We start from the raw sequence: 17,400 nt of genomic DNA, 5'->3' as shown, positions 1-17,400 counted from the left end.
GCTATGATGGTACCGATTCATGCGCTACAGTGGTACCGATTCGCCGATACTGTCATTAAAGCCCGTAAGTGCTGCTGACATTGAAAATAAGGTAAAGGGCTATGGATGGAAAGTCATAGGCATGTATAAAGTGCAGGAAAACGGCAGACTTTCACAAACAGACTACCGCAAGACAGTCGATAACTGCGGATATGTAGATTATTGGTTTGAGTCAGACGGTCATCTGATAGGTTTCCACCATGGCGATACCGATGGTAAGTTCTATAACAAAACAGAATGGTTTTATGATGCTGTGTCAGGATTCATCATGCGCGGTTCGGCAAGTCAAAGTATGCAAAGCCGCTATATGCAAGTTTTACTCCTCACAAAAACAGAGTCAAATTATTTGCAAATGCACACCATGCAGAAACTGGGCGATGCAACCGATGAGAATGGAAATCTGAAACCATTCTACGGCATGGTGATTTATCAGCGCATGACGGACAACGAACTTGAGGCAACCAAGAAAGCTTATGGTTACGATGCAAACGTAAACTATACGATAGACTCTGAACATAACAATAATAATACAGTCTCGCCGTTATATAATAAAAACAATAGCAATGAAAAAGATATCAATGGTCATTGTGGCTATTTCAGCCATGATTAGTTTAAGCGGATGCCATGAGGATCCTACTTATGTGGATTCTTACTTCCAGCGTCAAAGTGTAATTGAGGAGTTGAGTAATGAGCTTAAAGGACAATACAGCAGTATATTCATTCCTGTAATCTATAATGCATCGCAAGAACAGATGGATTATAAAAGTTTATGGAAAGGTGAGGTCACAGAAAATGGTAAACCTATCATCCACTACACTTTTGGAGGATACGAAAATCGGACTGTCACCTTACAGCAAGTCCCAATCAGCTGGATAAGTTTTGTCATAAAAGATACTAAATTGGCAGAAGCAGTCAAGCTGTTGCCCGATTATGATATTTCGATACCTTATTCTTTTGCAAGCTCTGACGAAGGAACAGGAGAAGCGAGCAAAATGGGGAAAATCATATATAGCGATAGCAAAGTACCTGTGACACTGAACTATGGCGGAAAGCAGCATCTTGTGCTTTTCAACTTTAAATGTCCTTCGCAATTTGTTTTTGATGCAGACAAGCGTCCTATCTCTCCAGGAAGGATCCAACTGGAACTCAAAACTATTATTGTTGACAATGTAATTGTCCAAGAAATTGATGGCTATTCAGGAGAAGAGTTCTTTCTTAGTATTATGGGCAAAACAGATCCAATCTCGAAATGAATGAGACGAACGTTGTCTGTTACGTTATTTTCATGCAAAAGTTTTGGTAATAGTAGTCTAAGAGTTAAAGGTATTGTCTTTAAAGTACAGAAGAAGGCATATTGATTATAAGTATAAAAACAATAAAAAAATCAATAGATGAAAGCATTGTTAGTCATCATAATGAGTTTGTGCCTACACGTAACTTATGCACAAAAACCAGATACAACTAAAACTTTTATTCAAGGCAAAGAACTTGGTGAAGTTGTTGTAAAGTCATCTTATCTTACAAGAGAAGGTGATCATATCCTTGCTATTCCTACAAAAGAGCAACGTAAACATGCTGTAACTGGTTATGATCTGTTGAGCAATCTCATGATTCCGGGAGTGTCTGTCGAGCGTTCGACTGGAAGTGTGACAACTCCCAATGGAGCTGCGACTCTCTATATAGATGGGCGTGAAGTTGATTTTCGAGAGGTACAGTCTTTAAGACCGAAGGACGTTTCTCGAGTGGAATATTTTGATGTGCCGACTGGTAAATTTGCAAAAGATGCATATGCTATAAACATAATAATGAAACCACTCAACAATGGTGGCTACACGCAACTTGATGCGTCTCAGAATGTAGGCTATCTCTATGGTGATTACAATCTTATTTCGAAATTTGTCACAGGAACCAAAAGTTTGAACCTTTGGGCTGGATATTCTTTGGAAAATCCAAAATCGTCTATGGACGAGAATGAGACTTTTATTTTCCCTGATTATCAACTGAATAGACTGCAGCATTACAATAATGCAGACAATAGGCAAACGGAAGAATATGTACAGGCATCAATCAGCAACCGAGGAAGAAAATATATTTGGATGCTTAGAGGTGGTATGGCATGGAATGCCTCAAAAAACGGTGTCAATAATGGAATGACGGAGTATTGGAAAACTGCTGCTGCAATCAAGAACGGTAGCATTTTGGACATTAACACTAGAAACAAATCTTATCGTCCAAGTGTCTATTTTTACGGATTGCACACATTTTCTAACACAAAATCGTTGGATTATGTTTTTGATGGATATTATTCTCGAAACGATTTTGACCGTCTCTATAACGATGATAATGTGTCTTTTCGTTCACTTGTCAAGGAAGATTATTATTACATCAAAGCGAATGCAAATTATTCTATGGCGTTCAGTCATAGAAATAGATTGGCTTTCAGTTTATACGAGTTCATGAGAATTAGTGATTCCGAATACGTTGGGACTTCTGCATATAATCAAAATTTGCATTCGTCCGAAACCATCCTTTTTGCAGACTATTCCCATCGTTTAGGGAGTTTTTTCTTTGATATTAATCCTGGACTGTCATTTCTAACATATCGTTTAAAGGGGATGAGGTCAATCAATCATCTTACGCCGAGACTTCAGGCAAGAGCTACATATAGGATAGATAAAGTACAGCAACTTCAATTTATGTTCGCTTTGGGAAACACCTATCCGAGAATAAATACGATTAACAATGTAGAACAGCAGATAGATCCTATCATCATTCTCAAAGGTAATTCTAACATGGATAATTCAATTCTTTTGAATCCGCGATTAAGCCATACCTTGAACCTTAACAAATTCGCTTTGCAAACGGGAGTGTCATACTTTTACCAGAATCATTCGATTATTTCGGATTACTATATTCGAGACGGGCATCTTATTAGCACTTTTAGAGATGACTGTATCTATCATCGTCCCAGTGCAGATATGTCTATAACCTATAAACCTTCTGGTACACTTAATATGAAGTTATCCGGTCAATGGATTGAACATTTAGTTCGAGGAGGGGCAGAACATCGTAATTTGTCTGCAATCTTAGGGACTGCTCTGATGAATTACTATGTTCGGGATTTTTCTTTTAGTGCATCCATAGCGTCACCGGCAAGAGATTTGATAGACAGCCAGATTAGTAGAAAGACATTTTGGCGGTATCACCTATCGGCAATGTGGAATCATGGGAATTGGGCTATCGAAGCTAATGCAAACAATTTATTCATGATGAAGAATAACATTGTAGATGAATTATCTGCATCATATTATTCTTTCAAACAAATAGATCAAAGTCGTAGTTATAATCAGTATGCAAATCTGAAAATTGTTTATAGTTTTGACTATGGCAAGAAGACATCAAAGTCACCAGATTACAAACATCAAAATAGTGAAAGTGCAATCTTAAAATAAGAAGGCAAAGACATAATCAAGTCATTGGTAACATGTTCATGCGAAATGCAAATTAAAAATTGCATTCAAACAGTCAATTATAATTATATTTTCACACATATATAAATATTAAAAATTACGAATTATGAAAAAAATACCATCTATAATAATTGTAGTTTGGGGAATAGCGATATTATGTACACTATTCTTGAGTTCATGCAAGCGACCAGAGGTCTTAGACAATAGTACTCTTGTAAATAGCGCAAGAAACGTGGCTTTGACCTTTGGTCCTGCGTATGTTCCATATTTTAAAGAGGCTAACGTATCGGATGTTCAAGTTTTCAAAAAGGAGGATTACGGAGACAGCCGCCCTCAAATAAGAAAACAGATAGGAAGAAAGTTCTATACTGTAACTTTTACATATGATAGTACTGCCGTTAAATTTGATTTTGGATTTGCTGCAAGAGTCAGAATATGGAAAGATACAGGGGAACCATTAGATGTTATATTTGGTAATGGTTGGGGAAGAAATTTTCTTTTTTTAAGTTTTAAGGAACAAACCAATCACTCACCAAATGACTATGAGAAAGTGGCTTCTGACTCTATTGTTAAAGTACCATTGCAAACTGTACATAAACCAGAGAATATTTGGAATTCCAATGCTGACAACAAACAAGACAGCCTATCAACAAGGGATTTTCTAACAAAGACAGAGAAAGAGAAAATAAAAGAATTGGCTTCACAAATACCAGATAGCATTAGAAGTCGTTTTGCAAATTTAGTGGATAAATGGAATTTTGCAATAGACCATAATCCTAAGACACTATACAGTGCAAGCATACATTCATATGCAAAATTGCCTGAGTTCATTCCTCTCAAATCAATGGGAAAACAAATAGTTCCACTAATTATGGAACGAATGATAAACCCTTGCGATTTTTATTTTCTTGTTCTTTATGAAGCTGTTCTGGAAGGAAATGAAACGAATGACGATTCTAAGTTTAGTGAAAGCGAACAAATCAGAGCTATAAGGTGTGTAAAAAAATGGCTGGAAAAACAATAATGGGCAAGTTCTTCTATTATAATTGAATCTACATCATTTCTCCTGTGCCGCAGAATACATAAGATGTAACAAATGCAATAACCAAACTTGCCTGTCGGTGATGTTCCTCCGTAGTCGGACAATTAAGATGGAAAGAACATATAAAAAAGCATAAAAAGTTTCTGATTTTTCTCATAAACAAATTAGATTTCATATCTTTGCGCAAAATTAGAAACAATGACAGAACTATTGAGTATATTATACAAGCTGCGGATATTCACTTCGGATGAACTTTCTGAGGCTCTGAAAGGCAAGGTGAAGGCGGTGGAAGCGTTGCTTGCTCGGTACAAGCAACAAGGGTGGATTGTGGCTATACGGCGCAATACCTATTGCATGAAGGATATTGCGTCGGGTTTACCTGTTTGCGACAAGTATGAGATAGGAAGCCACTTGTCACCAACAGCTTGCATCAGTTATCATACAGCATTGGAGTTTCATGGATTGGCTCATCAACCCTTCAATGAGGTTTTTGTGAAAAGCATGACTCGCTTCAATCCCTTTTCTTTCGACGATGTAGATTATACCTATTGCCGACAAACAAAGGAAATCGTTGGTATGATGACTCCCAAGGGAAACCCTTATGTACGAGTAACGGATATGGAGAGTACGTTGTTGGATTGCTTTGACCGTATCGACCGAGCTGGGGGTATTGAGGAATTGCTGCATTGCATGGAGGGTATCGTCTTGCTCAATGAGGAAAGGCTCATCAATTATCTCGCAAGGTACGACAAGGCATTCCTGTACCAGAAGACAGGCTATCTGTTGGAGCGAATCAAGGAACAAGCCAATATCTCAGAATCCCTCTTGGAACTGTGCCGAGTCAAGGGAACCAAAAGCGTCAAATGGTTGACTAACAACGAAGAGTCGGATACATTTGTAAATAAATGGCGCATGTATGTGCCGCAAGAACTAACATCAAAGGAAGAATATGAACTCATATAACAAACAAGCTCTTGACATCATCGCCAAGGAGCAAGGCTTTATTCGCGACAACCTCGAAAAGGTGATGCGACTGGTGGAGATACTCAACTATTTCCATGACAGTCCTTTGCTGTCTAAATCTCTTGTGCTGAAAGGTGGCACAGCCATCAATCTCACCGTTTTCCAACTGCCAAGACTCTCGGTAGATATAGACCTTGACTTTACGGTGGATTGTGACAGAGAGTCCATGCTCTCCATTCGCCAAGAAGTGAATAACGAGATTCTACGCTATATGGAGTCGGAAGGTTATCATCTTGCGCCAGGTTCCAAGACACCGCATACGCTTGACTCATGGGTGTTTCATTATACCAATGCCGCAGGCAACAACGATGGCATCAAGATAGAAATCAACTATTCCGACCGTTGCCATATCCTGCCTGCCATAGAGACTCATGTGTCCATTCCGTTTCTGAGCGATGTGAAGGTACGTTCTCTTTCACCTGTCGAATTGTTTGCCACCAAGATAAACGCCTTGATAGGTAGAAGTGCTGCACGTGACATTTATGATGTCTATAACATGATGAAGCATCAACTATTCGTGAGCGATGAAGAGAAAACGTTGCTGAGAAAAGCGACCGTCTTTTATCTGACTGTTGGCTCAAGCAGAAAAGACAACGCTACGCCTACGGAATATACAGACTTTCCGCAGATAGACAAGATCCGTTTTCCGCAGATTCGTTCGCAACTCTTGCCTGTGCTTAGGCGCAGTGAGCATTTTGACTTTGAAAAAGCCAAGACAGAAGTGAAAGACTTTCTCTCAAAGCTATTGGTTCTGACAGAATCAGAGAAAGAATATGTGCAGGAATTCAATGCCAAGAAGTATATTCCTGAATTGCTGTTCGAGGATAAAGAGATGGCCAATAGAATAAAATTTCATCCAATGGCTTTGTGGAAGACAAGGAGTCGTTGAATGTTTTTTCTGTAAATTTTGAAAAAAGTTATTGTTTTGCTTAGTTTTTTGATTCCCTCAACTGTATATACAGTATATGGACTATAAAACAGAGAATAGGCTATGAGTAAATATCTGATAAGTTTGATTTTGCTTTCGGTGATAAGTATGGGCGTTTCTGCCCAACGCATTACCCGACAATATAATAATGTGTCATTCTCTGCGGCATTGAAGGATTTGAATGCTCGACAGGATAAGTATGTCATCAACTTTGTGTATGACGAGTTGGAGGATTTCAGAGTAACCAAGAGCATCAGAAACCAGAGTGTTCCCGATGCCATCATGCAGCTGATAGGCTTTTACCCCATCAAGATGACGCAGATGGATAACATCATTGTAGTGGAATGCACTCAGAAGGCTTCCGCCAAGATGATTGGTCGTATCGTGGATAAGCATTCTCGCCCAGTTGATTTCGCCAATGTCGCTTTGCTCAATGTTAGTGATTCCAGTTTAGTCACGGGTGGTGTGACAAATGAGAATGGTCAGTTCGTAATTCCTTGCGAGGTGAAAAAGGCGATTGTGAAAGTGAGTTGTGTGGGCTACAAAACTTATTGTAATGCATATCGTACCGGTGAAGTTGGTGCCATAACCTTGGAGGATGCTACAATTAATCTGCAAAAAATTGTGATTAAAGGGCATCGTAAATACATATCAAGAGAAAACGGTAAACTTACGCTTGACGTTCAAAATTCCAATTTGAAAAATATTGGCAAGGCAACAGATGTTATCAAATATATTCCTGGGATGCTCTATACAAATGGAAAGTATGAGGTGTTTGGTAAGGGTGAGCCTGTCATCTATATAGATGGAAGAAAGCAGACTAATACTTCAGGGTTGTCACTCCTTTCTTCTACCAATGTGAAGTCTGTACAGCTCATAACAAACCCTGGGGCAGAATACAATGCAGAAACAAGGAGTGTCATAAACATCACTACCGTACACCATTCCTTGGATGGACTTTCTGGTATTGTGGGTGCGGAAATCTCCAAACATAAGAATTTGTCTAACAACGAGGAGGTCAACCTCAACATCCACAAGGGAGCTTTGGATGTATTCCTCGCATATCAATATGACAATACGAGAAGTGACATCAGATATGATGTTAACCAGTTCAATTACGAGCAAGATACATTTCATGAGATTTCTGCTTCTGAATATTCCGACCGCTCTTACTCTCATGACTATAATGTTGGTATGAATTATGCCATAAACAAGAATCACACTATCGGCGGAAGATATTTGGGAAGCATCTCCAACTACAAGATGCTCGACTCTCCTTTCGACTATATGCAGACGTACAAGAATGATGAACTGCTGACATCTACAGACAACAAGACTGAAGAATCTGAAAAGGAAAGGTTTCACAATGTCAATCTGTATTATATCGGCAAACTAACAGACAACCTACAGCTCAACTTGGATGCCGACTATGTTTATGCTCAACTGAAACATAAGCAACAAGTGAGCGAGACAAGTAGAATAGATGCTGTCTCAGAAATCACGCATATGCAAAACGACCAGCGAAATCGTGCGACTGCACTCAAAGGGGTGTTTGCTTGGAACATGAATAAGAATAATAGGCTTGATTTCGGAACGGATTTCAGTAAAATCAGTTCATGGGGTATGTCTGTAAACGAAGAAGGGAAGATAGCCGATGACCAATTCAAGAATAAGGAAACCAAGTATGCAGGATTTGCCACTTTTCGTTTGTCTGCCTCCAAATGGAAAGGAAGCATCGGGCTTCGCTATGAGTACATTCATGCCATCAACACAGACCAAGGAGAAGTAAAGAACAAGACCAATTATTCGGACTTACTTCCATCCCTTTCTCTTTCCACTATGTTTGGGAGAGTGGGGATGAATCTTGATTTCAGTAGCAGGGTCAACCGTCCTTCGTTTCGTCAGTTGAACAACAGTGTGAGCTACAACAATCAATACCATTATGAGCAAGGCAACATTTATCTGAAACCGCAATACGTGTATGATACAGAACTTAGTGTGAATTATAGCATATTCGACTTCAAGTTGGATTATCAGTATATCAAGGATTACATCCATCCGACTGTCGTTGCTGTATCCGGCAAACCTGGAACGGTAACTTGGATGTCAACCAACGCCAAGGATTTCCAGCAACTAGGAGCGCAATGTGTTGTTTCACCTGTTTTTGGTTGTTGGCGACCTACTTTGACGGTGGGTGTCTATAAACCTTATTTCACGCTATCATATAATGGAGAGCAATTAGACTACAATCATCCATACGGTCTCTTCGCTTTCCAAAATGTAGTGGCACTAAGGAACGATTGGCTTTTTCGATGTGATTTCTTTTGGAACATTAAGGGACATCATGGCATCTACGAGCAAAACGGTTATTCGTCATTCAATATGATGGTACAGAAACAGTTACTTAAAAATAAATTGACGATAACATTGAAAGCAGAGGACTTGTTTGATAGCTCGAAGTTGAACGATGTAAAGAGGGTCAATTTTGTGGTGCAGAACAGAAAGGTGAATAACTTCAATCGCTGCATCATAGCTTCCATTAGTTACAACTTCAATAGTTTCAAAGATAAATACAACGGAAGCGGTTCTGCTGAGGATGAGATTAATCGTTTTTAGAAAAGTATTGGTTTTCAAATCAACCTCTAAAGTGCAACACCCAAATTCTGTGTGATGAATATCTCAGGATTTATTAACCGAGATGTTCATCCACAGAATTTTCACTTATCAATATCAATCGTTAAAAAACATACATTTTATTGTGTATCCAATAAATTGTTATATTTTTGCAAACGAAAAGAGTTGTTTGACAAGCAAACATATGCACATTGCAGAAATATTAGAACCGTTGCTAAATTATTACCTTTTTGAGGTAAAACACTCATAAATCGCTCAGTTTGAGCTATTCTGAATATTTGGGCAGAATTTTGTAATAAAAGATACAGTTTTGTTTAAGTGAGTATAATTTTGCTGTTTATAAGCTTAATTTAGTTTAAAATATCAACATAAAAGTTCTTCGTATCTGCATTTTTAGTACTTTTGCAAATGGAAAGAAAGAGGCTGTATACCTCCGCAATATGTATAACATTTAAAAAAGGAGAAAACTTGAGCTTTTCTTTCCTATGGCTAAGGCTTTAAAAACTATAGTTACCAAGTCATGCAAGGATAGCAGAAAATTTTCTCAAGCGGACTCATTGCATTATTATGAAACTAAAGTTTATAATTATTATAGCATTATTCATTTCGAATAATATGGCATTTGCTCAAGAATGGAATTTAACAGGAAGACTATTTGATAAAGCTGCAGGCTCTTTACCGTTGGAAGCCACGGAAATAATAGTAAGTCATCTTGATGGAGAAACTATCTCCAGTGGTTTTTCTGATAATCAAGGAAAGTTTACATTCTCTCTACCGTCAGGAAAGTTTGTCGTCAGATACAGACAATTAGGTGATATATTAAAAGCTGACACCATTGACGTACACAACAATGTTGATTTGGGCGATATCATGTTGACTGTGAAGGAGCATACACTGAATGAGGTGATGATTACCTCTCAGCGCAGACTATTTAGCCAGAAAGCTGGCAAACTTGTTTATCTTGTTCAAAACAGTCCCTTTGCCAGTGGTTTCAATATGCGAGATATGCTCCATAATATTCCTCGTATAGATCCGACAAGTGATGAAATAAAGATTATTGGCAAAAACGGTGTAGTTGTTTTGGTTAATGGTCATCGCATTAACTTAGATGGTAAAGATTTGGATATGTACCTACGCACCTTACCATCTGAAAATGTAAGCAAAATAGAACTTGTAACCAATCCTTCTGCCGAATTTGATGCAGAAGGCAATTGCGGAGTAATCAATATTATTCTAAAGAGTAAGCCTGTAGGGTTTGATGGGAATGTCCACACGGTGTTAACACAACGCTCTCACTTTGGCGCAGAAGAAGGAATTGGACTGTCTTTTTCCTCAGGCAATTTTTCTATTGAATACAAAATAAATAATTCCAATGAAAAGCGCCGCCAAATAGTACAGAATACTTATTCTTATCCTGACTATATGCGCTTTACGACCGACAATACTTTAAATAGGTATGACATACTAAGTCAGAATCTAAATAGCAATTACCAATTAGGCGATTTGAATTTGGGATTTTTTGCAACATTAAATAATTCTCGCAGTAAAGCCCACCAAATGGGGCAGATGACTTTCAATGCAGACGCATGTCCATCGAATTCTTATTCAGAGTCGAATCACGATAAATACCGTTTGGAGACAATCTCCCCCTATGTGGACTGGAAACTTGATAGCTTAGGCAAAAAAGTAACGGTAAATTACAACTATATCCATGTCATTGACAAAATTAATCAGAATTTTGATTCGAGTACAGCACACAACTTCTCGAACAGCAATAATGATTATAGCTATATCGTCAATACCCTGAGCGCAGATTTAAACCTTCCGTTTACTTGGCTAAATTTTGAGTTAGGTGGAAAATATTCCCATTTCAGGACCAATAACGTCTCTGAGTTTGGAAGTAGAAATGGTTTTTTATATAAAGAAACGGTAACAGCCTTCTATGCAGATGTCAATCGAATGTTTGGTCCTTTTTACGCCAAAGCTGGTTTACGATATGAACACACAAATGATGATGGAACAACATTAGAAGGGCTGTCCGTTTCTAATAAATATGATCACTGGTTCCCATTTGCAGAAATCTCATACAACCCTTCAGATAATCATTCCTTTGCCTTAAGCTACAGCAAACGTATTGACAGACCTTCTATGAATGATATGAATCCTACACGTGTTTTTCGTAACACCTACACATACACCGAAGGTAACGATAGACTTACACCATCGGTCATGGACAATTTGGAGTTTAACTATGTGTTTAAAGGAAATTTCTCTTTTAACCTGTATTATTATCACACATCTGATGCCATACAGAATCTGACTCAGGTAGTGGATGACTTGTTCACCAAGTATTCTCCAAAGAATTGTCTTACCATTAATACTTTGGGTACAGATGCTAGTTATAATTTCTCATTTGGAAAATTCAATTTGTATTCAAGTGTATCTATGTTCTACGTTAAAGCAAAATCTTACGTTGACGAGCTGGATGACAAAGATTTGCGAAGTCTGAATACATCTTTTTCTGCCAATTTAAGTTACCGTTACAAAGTTTTGAACTTTTATGCGAACTATTATCATGTGCTTCCAGGAATAGAAGAATCCTTTCACACTGGAAACCTCGATTGTGTCGGCTTAGGATGCAAGATTGATATTATTAAGAACAAACTTCTTTTGAATATACAAGCCCAAGACATCTTTAGTGGTACTAAGAGCAATAACAGAACTGAATATAAAGATTATGTCTTTAGAAACAGAATAAACAATGACAACACCTCATTCCGTGTGGGATTGACTTATAATTTCGGCAAGCAAAAAGCTAAAAAGGCAGATATAAACATCAGCAACAATGAAACTAATCGCTTGCCTGATATAAAGAAATAAGAAAATGAAAATTATACAAAGTTTTTGGACCGGAACAAGAATAGTCTGACCGATAGTTATGGATGGCTTTTACTATAATATGGGCATTTTTGGAGGTATAGATATTGATTTTATTCAGCGATATACCTATAAGGCATTTGATTTTGTAGATAAAAAACAGACAATATCATACACAATGCGTACAGGGGAGTTATTAATTGCTTCTGTACGCATTACTATATGACTAATCATGTAGAGTGGAAAGTTAAGTTTCCTGCCAATCAGCCAAAGGCTACATTGCCAATCTTGACAAAGGCGCATCAAAAGAAGCTGATGGACTACCTCAAAGACAATTTCACGTTTCCTAATTTGGGGATACTTGTGTGTCTTTCTACAGGACTTCGTATTGGAGAAGTTTGCGCCTTAAAATGGTCTGACATTAATATGGAAACAGGATTACTTCATGTTAATCGCACCATCGAGCGCATTTATATAGTGGATTCTGATAAACCACATACGGAGATTGTGATTAATACTCCTAAGACAAAGAACTCTTTGCGTGAGATTCCTTTGAGTAAAGAACTTGTCAGAATTTTTAAGCCTTTGATGAAGGTGGTGAACAAGGACTACTATGTCCTCACGAACAACACAAAACCGACTGAGCCAAGAACATATCGCAACTATTTTAACAAGCTATTGAAGCAGTTGGATATTCCGCGATTAAAATTCCATGGGCTACGCCACAGTTTTGCTACTCGCTGTATTGAGAGTCATTGCGATTACAAGACTGTGAGTGTTCTTTTGGGACATGCCGATATTAGTACTACGCTTAACCTTTATGTTCATCCGAATGAAGAGCAGAAGCGAAGTTGCATCGACAAGATGATGCGATATATGAAGTAGCGTTACCGTTAGAACGTTCTAACAATACTTACCGATAGGTTGATTCATATACTCGACTTTGGAGAGGTATCTACCGATAGGCAAGTGCTTTCGAGAGTAACTCGAAAGGTTTTGAGTAACTCAAAACATAACTTGCTATCGTCAGATACCTCGATTTTTCAAATCATCTCAGAGTCTGAAACCACGTTGCTTTTTAGGAGTGCGGAAACGTGGTTGAGGCTCGTCAACAATTTCGAGTTTGAAGACATCTATCAACTTCCGAATGGCAGGATTCTGTTTGATGAGGGCTTGAAGTTTTGCTTCTGCAGGCTTGATTTTGAGCAAATAATCAGCAATGTCCAAGCCTTTAGCTTTATCTTCTTCGCAGGCTTGATGCTCTAAAAAGTCGAAAAGCGTTGCACGGATGCCGAGAACTTGCATCATTGGCAGCTTGTCTTGCCAAACTGTTGTCGCTCCCAAATCAGGGAATAAGATCACATCTCTGTTTTTCAGAACAGATAACGACTTCGTGTTAAAGCAACCATTCATACCACCACTTGCTATCCATAAGAATTGAGGAAGATAGTAGGAGGCTATCAAGGCTGTCTTCTCACTTTCAACCAATGCTATAGGCTTGGTCTTGGCTACATTGATAAGATGCTCACCAAAGAAGCATTGACAGAGATTGAAATCCTTGTGGGGGATAAGCGAGTGTACCCATGAAACATGGCTGTATGGTTCTTTTACTCGCTTACCTGTCTCTGGATTATAGAGCATTACCTTACCAGTTCTCACCTTGCCTTGATTGTCAACTTGCCAAAATACCGTGGCACCAGTCCAGTGTTTGGAAGTTCCGACATGATATTTCTCCATCAAAGAAAGAGTAGCTGTTTCACCGAATTGAGAAGATAAAAACAAGAAAAGGTTGTTTGCCTCATAACATTTCAAAGAACTTCGCATGATGTTCTCGTCTATATAAGAAGTGGGTAATGGCTTTGGCATTTCTCTCTTCTTATATGAAATAGTATCATCCTTTGTGAATGTCTCATTCTTTTCGGGATTCTTCTCAAAAAAATCCTTGGGAGTGAAGTGATAACCACAACTTTGCTCATGGTTGCAGCGCCCCACGTAAGGAGGAAACTCAATCTTCCCTTCTGTGTCAATGTATCGGGCGAAGCTACGTTTCTTATGACATTCTGGACATGTATGTCGGGTAGCGATGCCTTTGTATGGCTCTAATATGAATCTATGTGTACTCATTTCATTTCTTTTTTATGTGGCGGTTCTGTCGGTTTTGTCGCTTTTAGTATTAAAACCGTCAAAAGCGACAATTCCGACAATACCGTCACGAGTTAATCTTTGAATATTCTCCATGCTTCTCTTTGCGAAATAGGACTCCGATGTTATCATTCAGAAATCTTTCCAATGTCCTTGACTTCATGTCGTTCTCTTTGGCGACATCATGAGCTTGGGCCGTGGTGAATGTTGCAGGAAGATGGTTGACGATTGCTTGTTGTTGAGCGGTGAGCATATTCTCGTTGAGGATATTTTGCACTGATATGGCAGAGTTCTTGAAATACTCTGTCAATCGGATGGCTCGCTCTACACTCAGCAGGTCGATGGCTTCCTTATTACATTCTCCACACGTCCATCGTGCCAATTGAATGATCAGACAGAAACGGATGATGTATATCTCCAACTTGCAATAGATACTGACAATGGTATCATTTGTTTCATTGTCGCATTGCTCGGAGAAGTGATGCTGCCATTCATAGAGCCTTGCCTTAGCTTCTTCAGTGAATGATAAGACATGAGGCTCGATTTCCTGTTGCTCATTTATTGGACACTCCATATCAATAAGGTGTTGAATGATGGCTTGCCAATCTCGCTCTATATTATCGGGCAACTCTCGGTCACTCCATCTCGCTTTCTGCTGAAGGTTAGGAATGACGAACAAAATACGATCGATGAAGCCGTTGCTGGAGCGTTCGCCTTTCGCCAACTCACTAAGTATCTTCTTTTGGATGGTTCCGATTACTGAGATATAGGGGCGTTTAATGAAGATGGAACTCTTGGAACTTCTTCTGTCTGATATGGTTGTCTTGGCGCTAAAGACAGATAACCAGAACTGTTCCTCTGAACCATTGTTATAGCGGTTGAAGTTCTTGAACCATGCAGACAACTCGTCTGTCCATAGGCATAAACCCCTCTTGTTCTGCGCATGAATATAGCTCAAGCCTTCTGGTGTGACATCAGAGACCAAGAAACGTTTGCGTACAGGTTCCTGCGGAAATCCATCCTCTCCATTTTCAATGCGTTCCTTGCGAGACATGCACATCTTTTCCTCAAACTTACTGTATTGCTCCTCGAACAACTTGTTTTGCTCATAGTCGTAATCGAGGAATGGCTTCATAGCGAAGCTAAGTGGGTGGCTCTTGTTGGCTCCTGGTCTTCCGATAAGAGCCATGTATAAGATAGGACTTTCAAGCCAACCTTGTTTCATCTGTGCCAAGTGCGTGTTGCCGATACCAACAGCCAATGCAGTGAGTATGGCTGCTGATATATAGTCGGTAGGAAAACTGTGGCATTCGTGTACCTCCTTGATGATTCTCTGAATCTTGGCAGGAAAGATGCTTACGGGAAACTGGCTACCTGATAGGCAAGTACTCATATCAATAGCTTTATCCATGATAATCATTGGATTGATGGAAGTTTCCTTATTGTTATTTAAAGCTGTCATTTGGCATAGAGTTAAAAATTATACATTGACTTGGGTTTGCGCTTCATTCCACCTTGCATGGCTTTTAGCATTTCAGAATGGTTCTGCACCTTGGTAGCTTTACGACCATTCTCAATCCATGCAAGCAGCTCATCCTTATAGAAGTATAGCTTCTTACCTTTTTTATAGGATGGCAGAATGCCTTGGTTAACCAATCGATAAATGGTTGGCTTCGACTTCATTATAATAATAGCAGCCTCATCAATCTCAACCAATATATGGTTATTTGCTGATGATGTAGGTTGAAGTGCTGATACCATTTGCTTCAACTCGATAACTTGTTCTGTTAAATAAGATACCGCTTGTGGTAACTTATCAAAGGTGATACTTTCATTTATCATATCTGTTCAATTTTTATTATTCGGGTACAAAGTAAATGAGTTATGTAATGGGGATAAATATCACTGAGATATAACCTCTGAATAACCGCTCAATGCTTATCAGCAACAATAATGTTTCTTGATTCCGCCTTGAACATCTAAGCTTGGTAGTAATTCTATGATGCAGGTACCTTCCATTCTTAACTTCCTTATAATAGTGGATATTTCCACATCAACCAGCGCATCAGCAAAAACTTGTTTTATAAAGGTTGCTGTATCAATGCCTTTCTTCTTGAAAAGGTTTCCTATATTCCAAGCATAATGCATTAAGTCAATAGTACGAATAGCCTTATCAACAATCAATGAATGATGTCTCATTTGTGTAGAGGCACAACACTGGAAAATAGCGATGTTGTCACAAAGTTGGTTCAAATGCTCCTCTTTCATGTAGGCAGCAAAAGTTCTTCTGGTATAATCGATAGCTGAGTTTAACAAGACCTTTTCCTTCTTGGCTTTGTCTTCCAATGCTTCCTGTCTCAACTGTTCATAGCTTGTAATACAAGAAGAGGCTTCATCTGCATAGACGAAAGTTACATCTTCCAGGTTTAGCTCTTCCCCCTCGTCATATGTATTTGTTTCATTGATGGCAATAGAAGACAGACGCTTTCTTTCTGTATTGTTTACTGTATTACAAAAGATATGCTTAAACCATGGGGCAAACAATCGTACGATACTATCTAATGCATGGAGATAAACAACCATCAGTATGGTGGTTGAGATAACGAACGTCAAGTTGCAGCTAAAGGTGTCTACACCATATTGCATAGTTTCGTTGCGAACAAGTGCACCAATGATAGACATTGCACACAAAACCAATAAATGCTGTGTCAAAAATTCTTTTTTAAACTGTTTCATATTGCGTATTATTAATTATTTGTGGCGCAAAAATAGGAAAAACTGCAGAAACTGACACGTGAGTCACGCGTGAGTCACGTAAAACTTTTAGGAGCCTTTAACTAAAAAGCCCGATATTGAACATTTTTTCAATATCGGGCACCATGAAATGAATGCAATGGATTTATTTAAGAGAAATCTTATTTGCTGTCTCTCTTTTCTTTGCGTTCACGAGGTCGGCATATATCTGTGTTGTGCTTACATTCTTATGGGTAAGCATCTTCGAAACCGTGTAAATGTCTGTGCCTAAGGCGATTTGGATTGTTGCATACGAGTGCCGGAAGCAATGCACAATTTAAGCAAAAGCAACGGAAAGTGAAGATGAGAGGAATGGACTGCAAGTGGTTGAGAATGAGCAATATTTCATAATTCTGCCAATTGGCTACAAAGCAAAGCCGAGCAGGATATTGAGTTATTTCAGTTACCAAACCGTTAGCGGTCAGTTACCGAAACCAACACTGCTAACGAGG

The 17,400-nt window shown here is 38.7% G+C and carries 13 protein-coding genes and 2 pseudogenes; 10 read left to right on the top strand and 5 right to left on the bottom strand.

The genetic code is table 11. The features are described 5' to 3' along the window. Positions 1-19 precede the first annotated feature (19 nt). The 10 genes and pseudogenes from KSW37_RS13125 to KSW37_RS13085 form a co-directional block, all read left to right on the top strand. A complete protein-coding gene (locus tag KSW37_RS13125) occupies positions 20-649 on the top strand; it encodes a hypothetical protein (RefSeq protein ID WP_217314817.1) in 630 nt (209 codons plus the stop codon). Then, positions 603-1,292: a DUF4840 domain-containing protein gene (locus tag KSW37_RS13120; protein WP_217314816.1), complete on the top strand. Its 690-nt coding sequence runs from the start codon at positions 603-605 to the stop codon at positions 1,290-1,292. The genes KSW37_RS13125 and KSW37_RS13120 overlap by 47 nt, the downstream gene beginning before the upstream one ends. A 138-nt stretch (positions 1,293-1,430) precedes the next feature. Beyond that, entirely contained in the window at positions 1,431-3,491 is a 2,061-nt protein-coding gene (locus tag KSW37_RS13115) for an outer membrane beta-barrel family protein (protein ID WP_217314815.1), read from the top strand. A 124-nt stretch (positions 3,492-3,615) separates the two neighbouring features. Further along, on the top strand, positions 3,616-4,533 hold the full coding sequence (locus KSW37_RS13110; RefSeq protein WP_217314814.1) for a hypothetical protein: 918 nt from the start codon (positions 3,616-3,618) through the stop codon (positions 4,531-4,533). 216 nt (positions 4,534-4,749) lie between these two features. Then, positions 4,750-5,514 (top strand): type IV toxin-antitoxin system AbiEi family antitoxin domain-containing protein, encoded by a 765-nt coding sequence (locus tag KSW37_RS13105; protein WP_217314813.1) that lies wholly within the window; start codon positions 4,750-4,752, stop codon positions 5,512-5,514. Continuing rightward, on the top strand, positions 5,501-6,463 hold the full coding sequence (locus tag KSW37_RS13100) for a nucleotidyl transferase AbiEii/AbiGii toxin family protein (RefSeq protein ID WP_217314812.1): 963 nt from the start codon (positions 5,501-5,503) through the stop codon (positions 6,461-6,463). Before KSW37_RS13105 ends, KSW37_RS13100 begins: the two co-directional genes overlap by 14 nt. A gap of 102 nt (positions 6,464-6,565) precedes the next feature. Beyond that, the gene (locus KSW37_RS13095; protein ID WP_217314811.1) at positions 6,566-9,118 is read left to right on the top strand and encodes an outer membrane beta-barrel protein; all 2,553 of its coding nucleotides are present in this window, start codon (positions 6,566-6,568) and stop codon (positions 9,116-9,118) included. 633 nt (positions 9,119-9,751) lie between these two features. Next, positions 9,752-12,016: an outer membrane beta-barrel family protein gene (locus tag KSW37_RS13090; protein ID WP_254368655.1), complete on the top strand. Its 2,265-nt coding sequence runs from the start codon at positions 9,752-9,754 to the stop codon at positions 12,014-12,016. Between the two features lie 58 nt (positions 12,017-12,074). Continuing rightward, positions 12,075-12,239, top strand: a complete 165-nt coding sequence (locus KSW37_RS16185; RefSeq protein ID WP_367397509.1) for a DUF6734 family protein — start codon at positions 12,075-12,077, stop codon at positions 12,237-12,239. 2 nt (positions 12,240-12,241) lie between these two features. Then, positions 12,242-12,898: pseudogene (locus tag KSW37_RS13085) on the top strand (site-specific integrase); the annotation flags it as partial. Between the two features lie 168 nt (positions 12,899-13,066). Here KSW37_RS13085 and KSW37_RS13080 read toward each other — a convergent pair. The 5 genes and pseudogenes from KSW37_RS13080 to KSW37_RS13060 form a co-directional block, all read right to left on the bottom strand. After that, positions 13,067-14,137, bottom strand: a complete 1,071-nt coding sequence (locus KSW37_RS13080; RefSeq protein WP_217314808.1) for a DUF6371 domain-containing protein — start codon at positions 14,135-14,137, stop codon at positions 13,067-13,069. 85 nt (positions 14,138-14,222) lie between these two features. Beyond that, positions 14,223-15,617, bottom strand: coding sequence for a YfjI family protein (locus tag KSW37_RS13075; protein WP_217314807.1), 1,395 nt, complete (start codon positions 15,615-15,617; stop codon positions 14,223-14,225). A gap of 11 nt (positions 15,618-15,628) precedes the next feature. Continuing rightward, positions 15,629-15,997: a helix-turn-helix domain-containing protein gene (locus KSW37_RS13070; protein ID WP_118192539.1), complete on the bottom strand. Its 369-nt coding sequence runs from the start codon at positions 15,995-15,997 to the stop codon at positions 15,629-15,631. A 99-nt stretch (positions 15,998-16,096) separates the two neighbouring features. Then, entirely contained in the window at positions 16,097-16,891 is a 795-nt protein-coding gene (locus tag KSW37_RS13065; protein WP_217314806.1) for a hypothetical protein, read from the bottom strand. A 163-nt stretch (positions 16,892-17,054) separates the two neighbouring features. Then, positions 17,055-17,219, bottom strand: a pseudogene (locus KSW37_RS13060) (tyrosine-type recombinase/integrase); the annotation flags it as partial. Positions 17,220-17,400: the final 181 nt, after the last annotated feature.

The organism is Segatella copri, assembly GCF_019127135.1.
GTDB lineage: Bacteria > Bacteroidota > Bacteroidia > Bacteroidales > Bacteroidaceae > Prevotella.
Note: the sequence above shows the minus strand (reverse complement) of the source record. Positions and strands in the feature narration are given on the sequence as shown.

Excerpts from the sequence above, each read along its gene's own strand:
- KSW37_RS13125 (WP_217314817.1), top strand. The coding sequence starts at position 20 with ATGCGCTACAGTGGTACCGATTCGCCGATACTGTCATTAAAGCCCGTA.
- KSW37_RS13120 (WP_217314816.1), top strand. The coding sequence starts at position 603 with ATGAAAAAGATATCAATGGTCATTGTGGCTATTTCAGCCATGATTAGT.
- KSW37_RS13115 (WP_217314815.1), top strand. The coding sequence starts at position 1,431 with ATGAAAGCATTGTTAGTCATCATAATGAGTTTGTGCCTACACGTAACT.
- KSW37_RS13110 (WP_217314814.1), top strand. The coding sequence starts at position 3,616 with ATGAAAAAAATACCATCTATAATAATTGTAGTTTGGGGAATAGCGATA.
- KSW37_RS13105 (WP_217314813.1), top strand. The coding sequence starts at position 4,750 with ATGACAGAACTATTGAGTATATTATACAAGCTGCGGATATTCACTTCG.
- KSW37_RS13100 (WP_217314812.1), top strand. The coding sequence starts at position 5,501 with ATGAACTCATATAACAAACAAGCTCTTGACATCATCGCCAAGGAGCAA.
- KSW37_RS13095 (WP_217314811.1), top strand. The coding sequence starts at position 6,566 with ATGAGTAAATATCTGATAAGTTTGATTTTGCTTTCGGTGATAAGTATG.
- KSW37_RS13090 (WP_254368655.1), top strand. The coding sequence starts at position 9,752 with ATGGCATTTGCTCAAGAATGGAATTTAACAGGAAGACTATTTGATAAA.
- KSW37_RS16185 (WP_367397509.1), top strand. The coding sequence starts at position 12,075 with ATGGATGGCTTTTACTATAATATGGGCATTTTTGGAGGTATAGATATT.
- KSW37_RS13080 (WP_217314808.1), bottom strand. The coding sequence starts at position 14,137 with ATGAGTACACATAGATTCATATTAGAGCCATACAAAGGCATCGCTACC.
- KSW37_RS13075 (WP_217314807.1), bottom strand. The coding sequence starts at position 15,617 with ATGACAGCTTTAAATAACAATAAGGAAACTTCCATCAATCCAATGATT.
- KSW37_RS13070 (WP_118192539.1), bottom strand. The coding sequence starts at position 15,997 with ATGATAAATGAAAGTATCACCTTTGATAAGTTACCACAAGCGGTATCT.
- KSW37_RS13065 (WP_217314806.1), bottom strand. The coding sequence starts at position 16,891 with ATGAAACAGTTTAAAAAAGAATTTTTGACACAGCATTTATTGGTTTTG.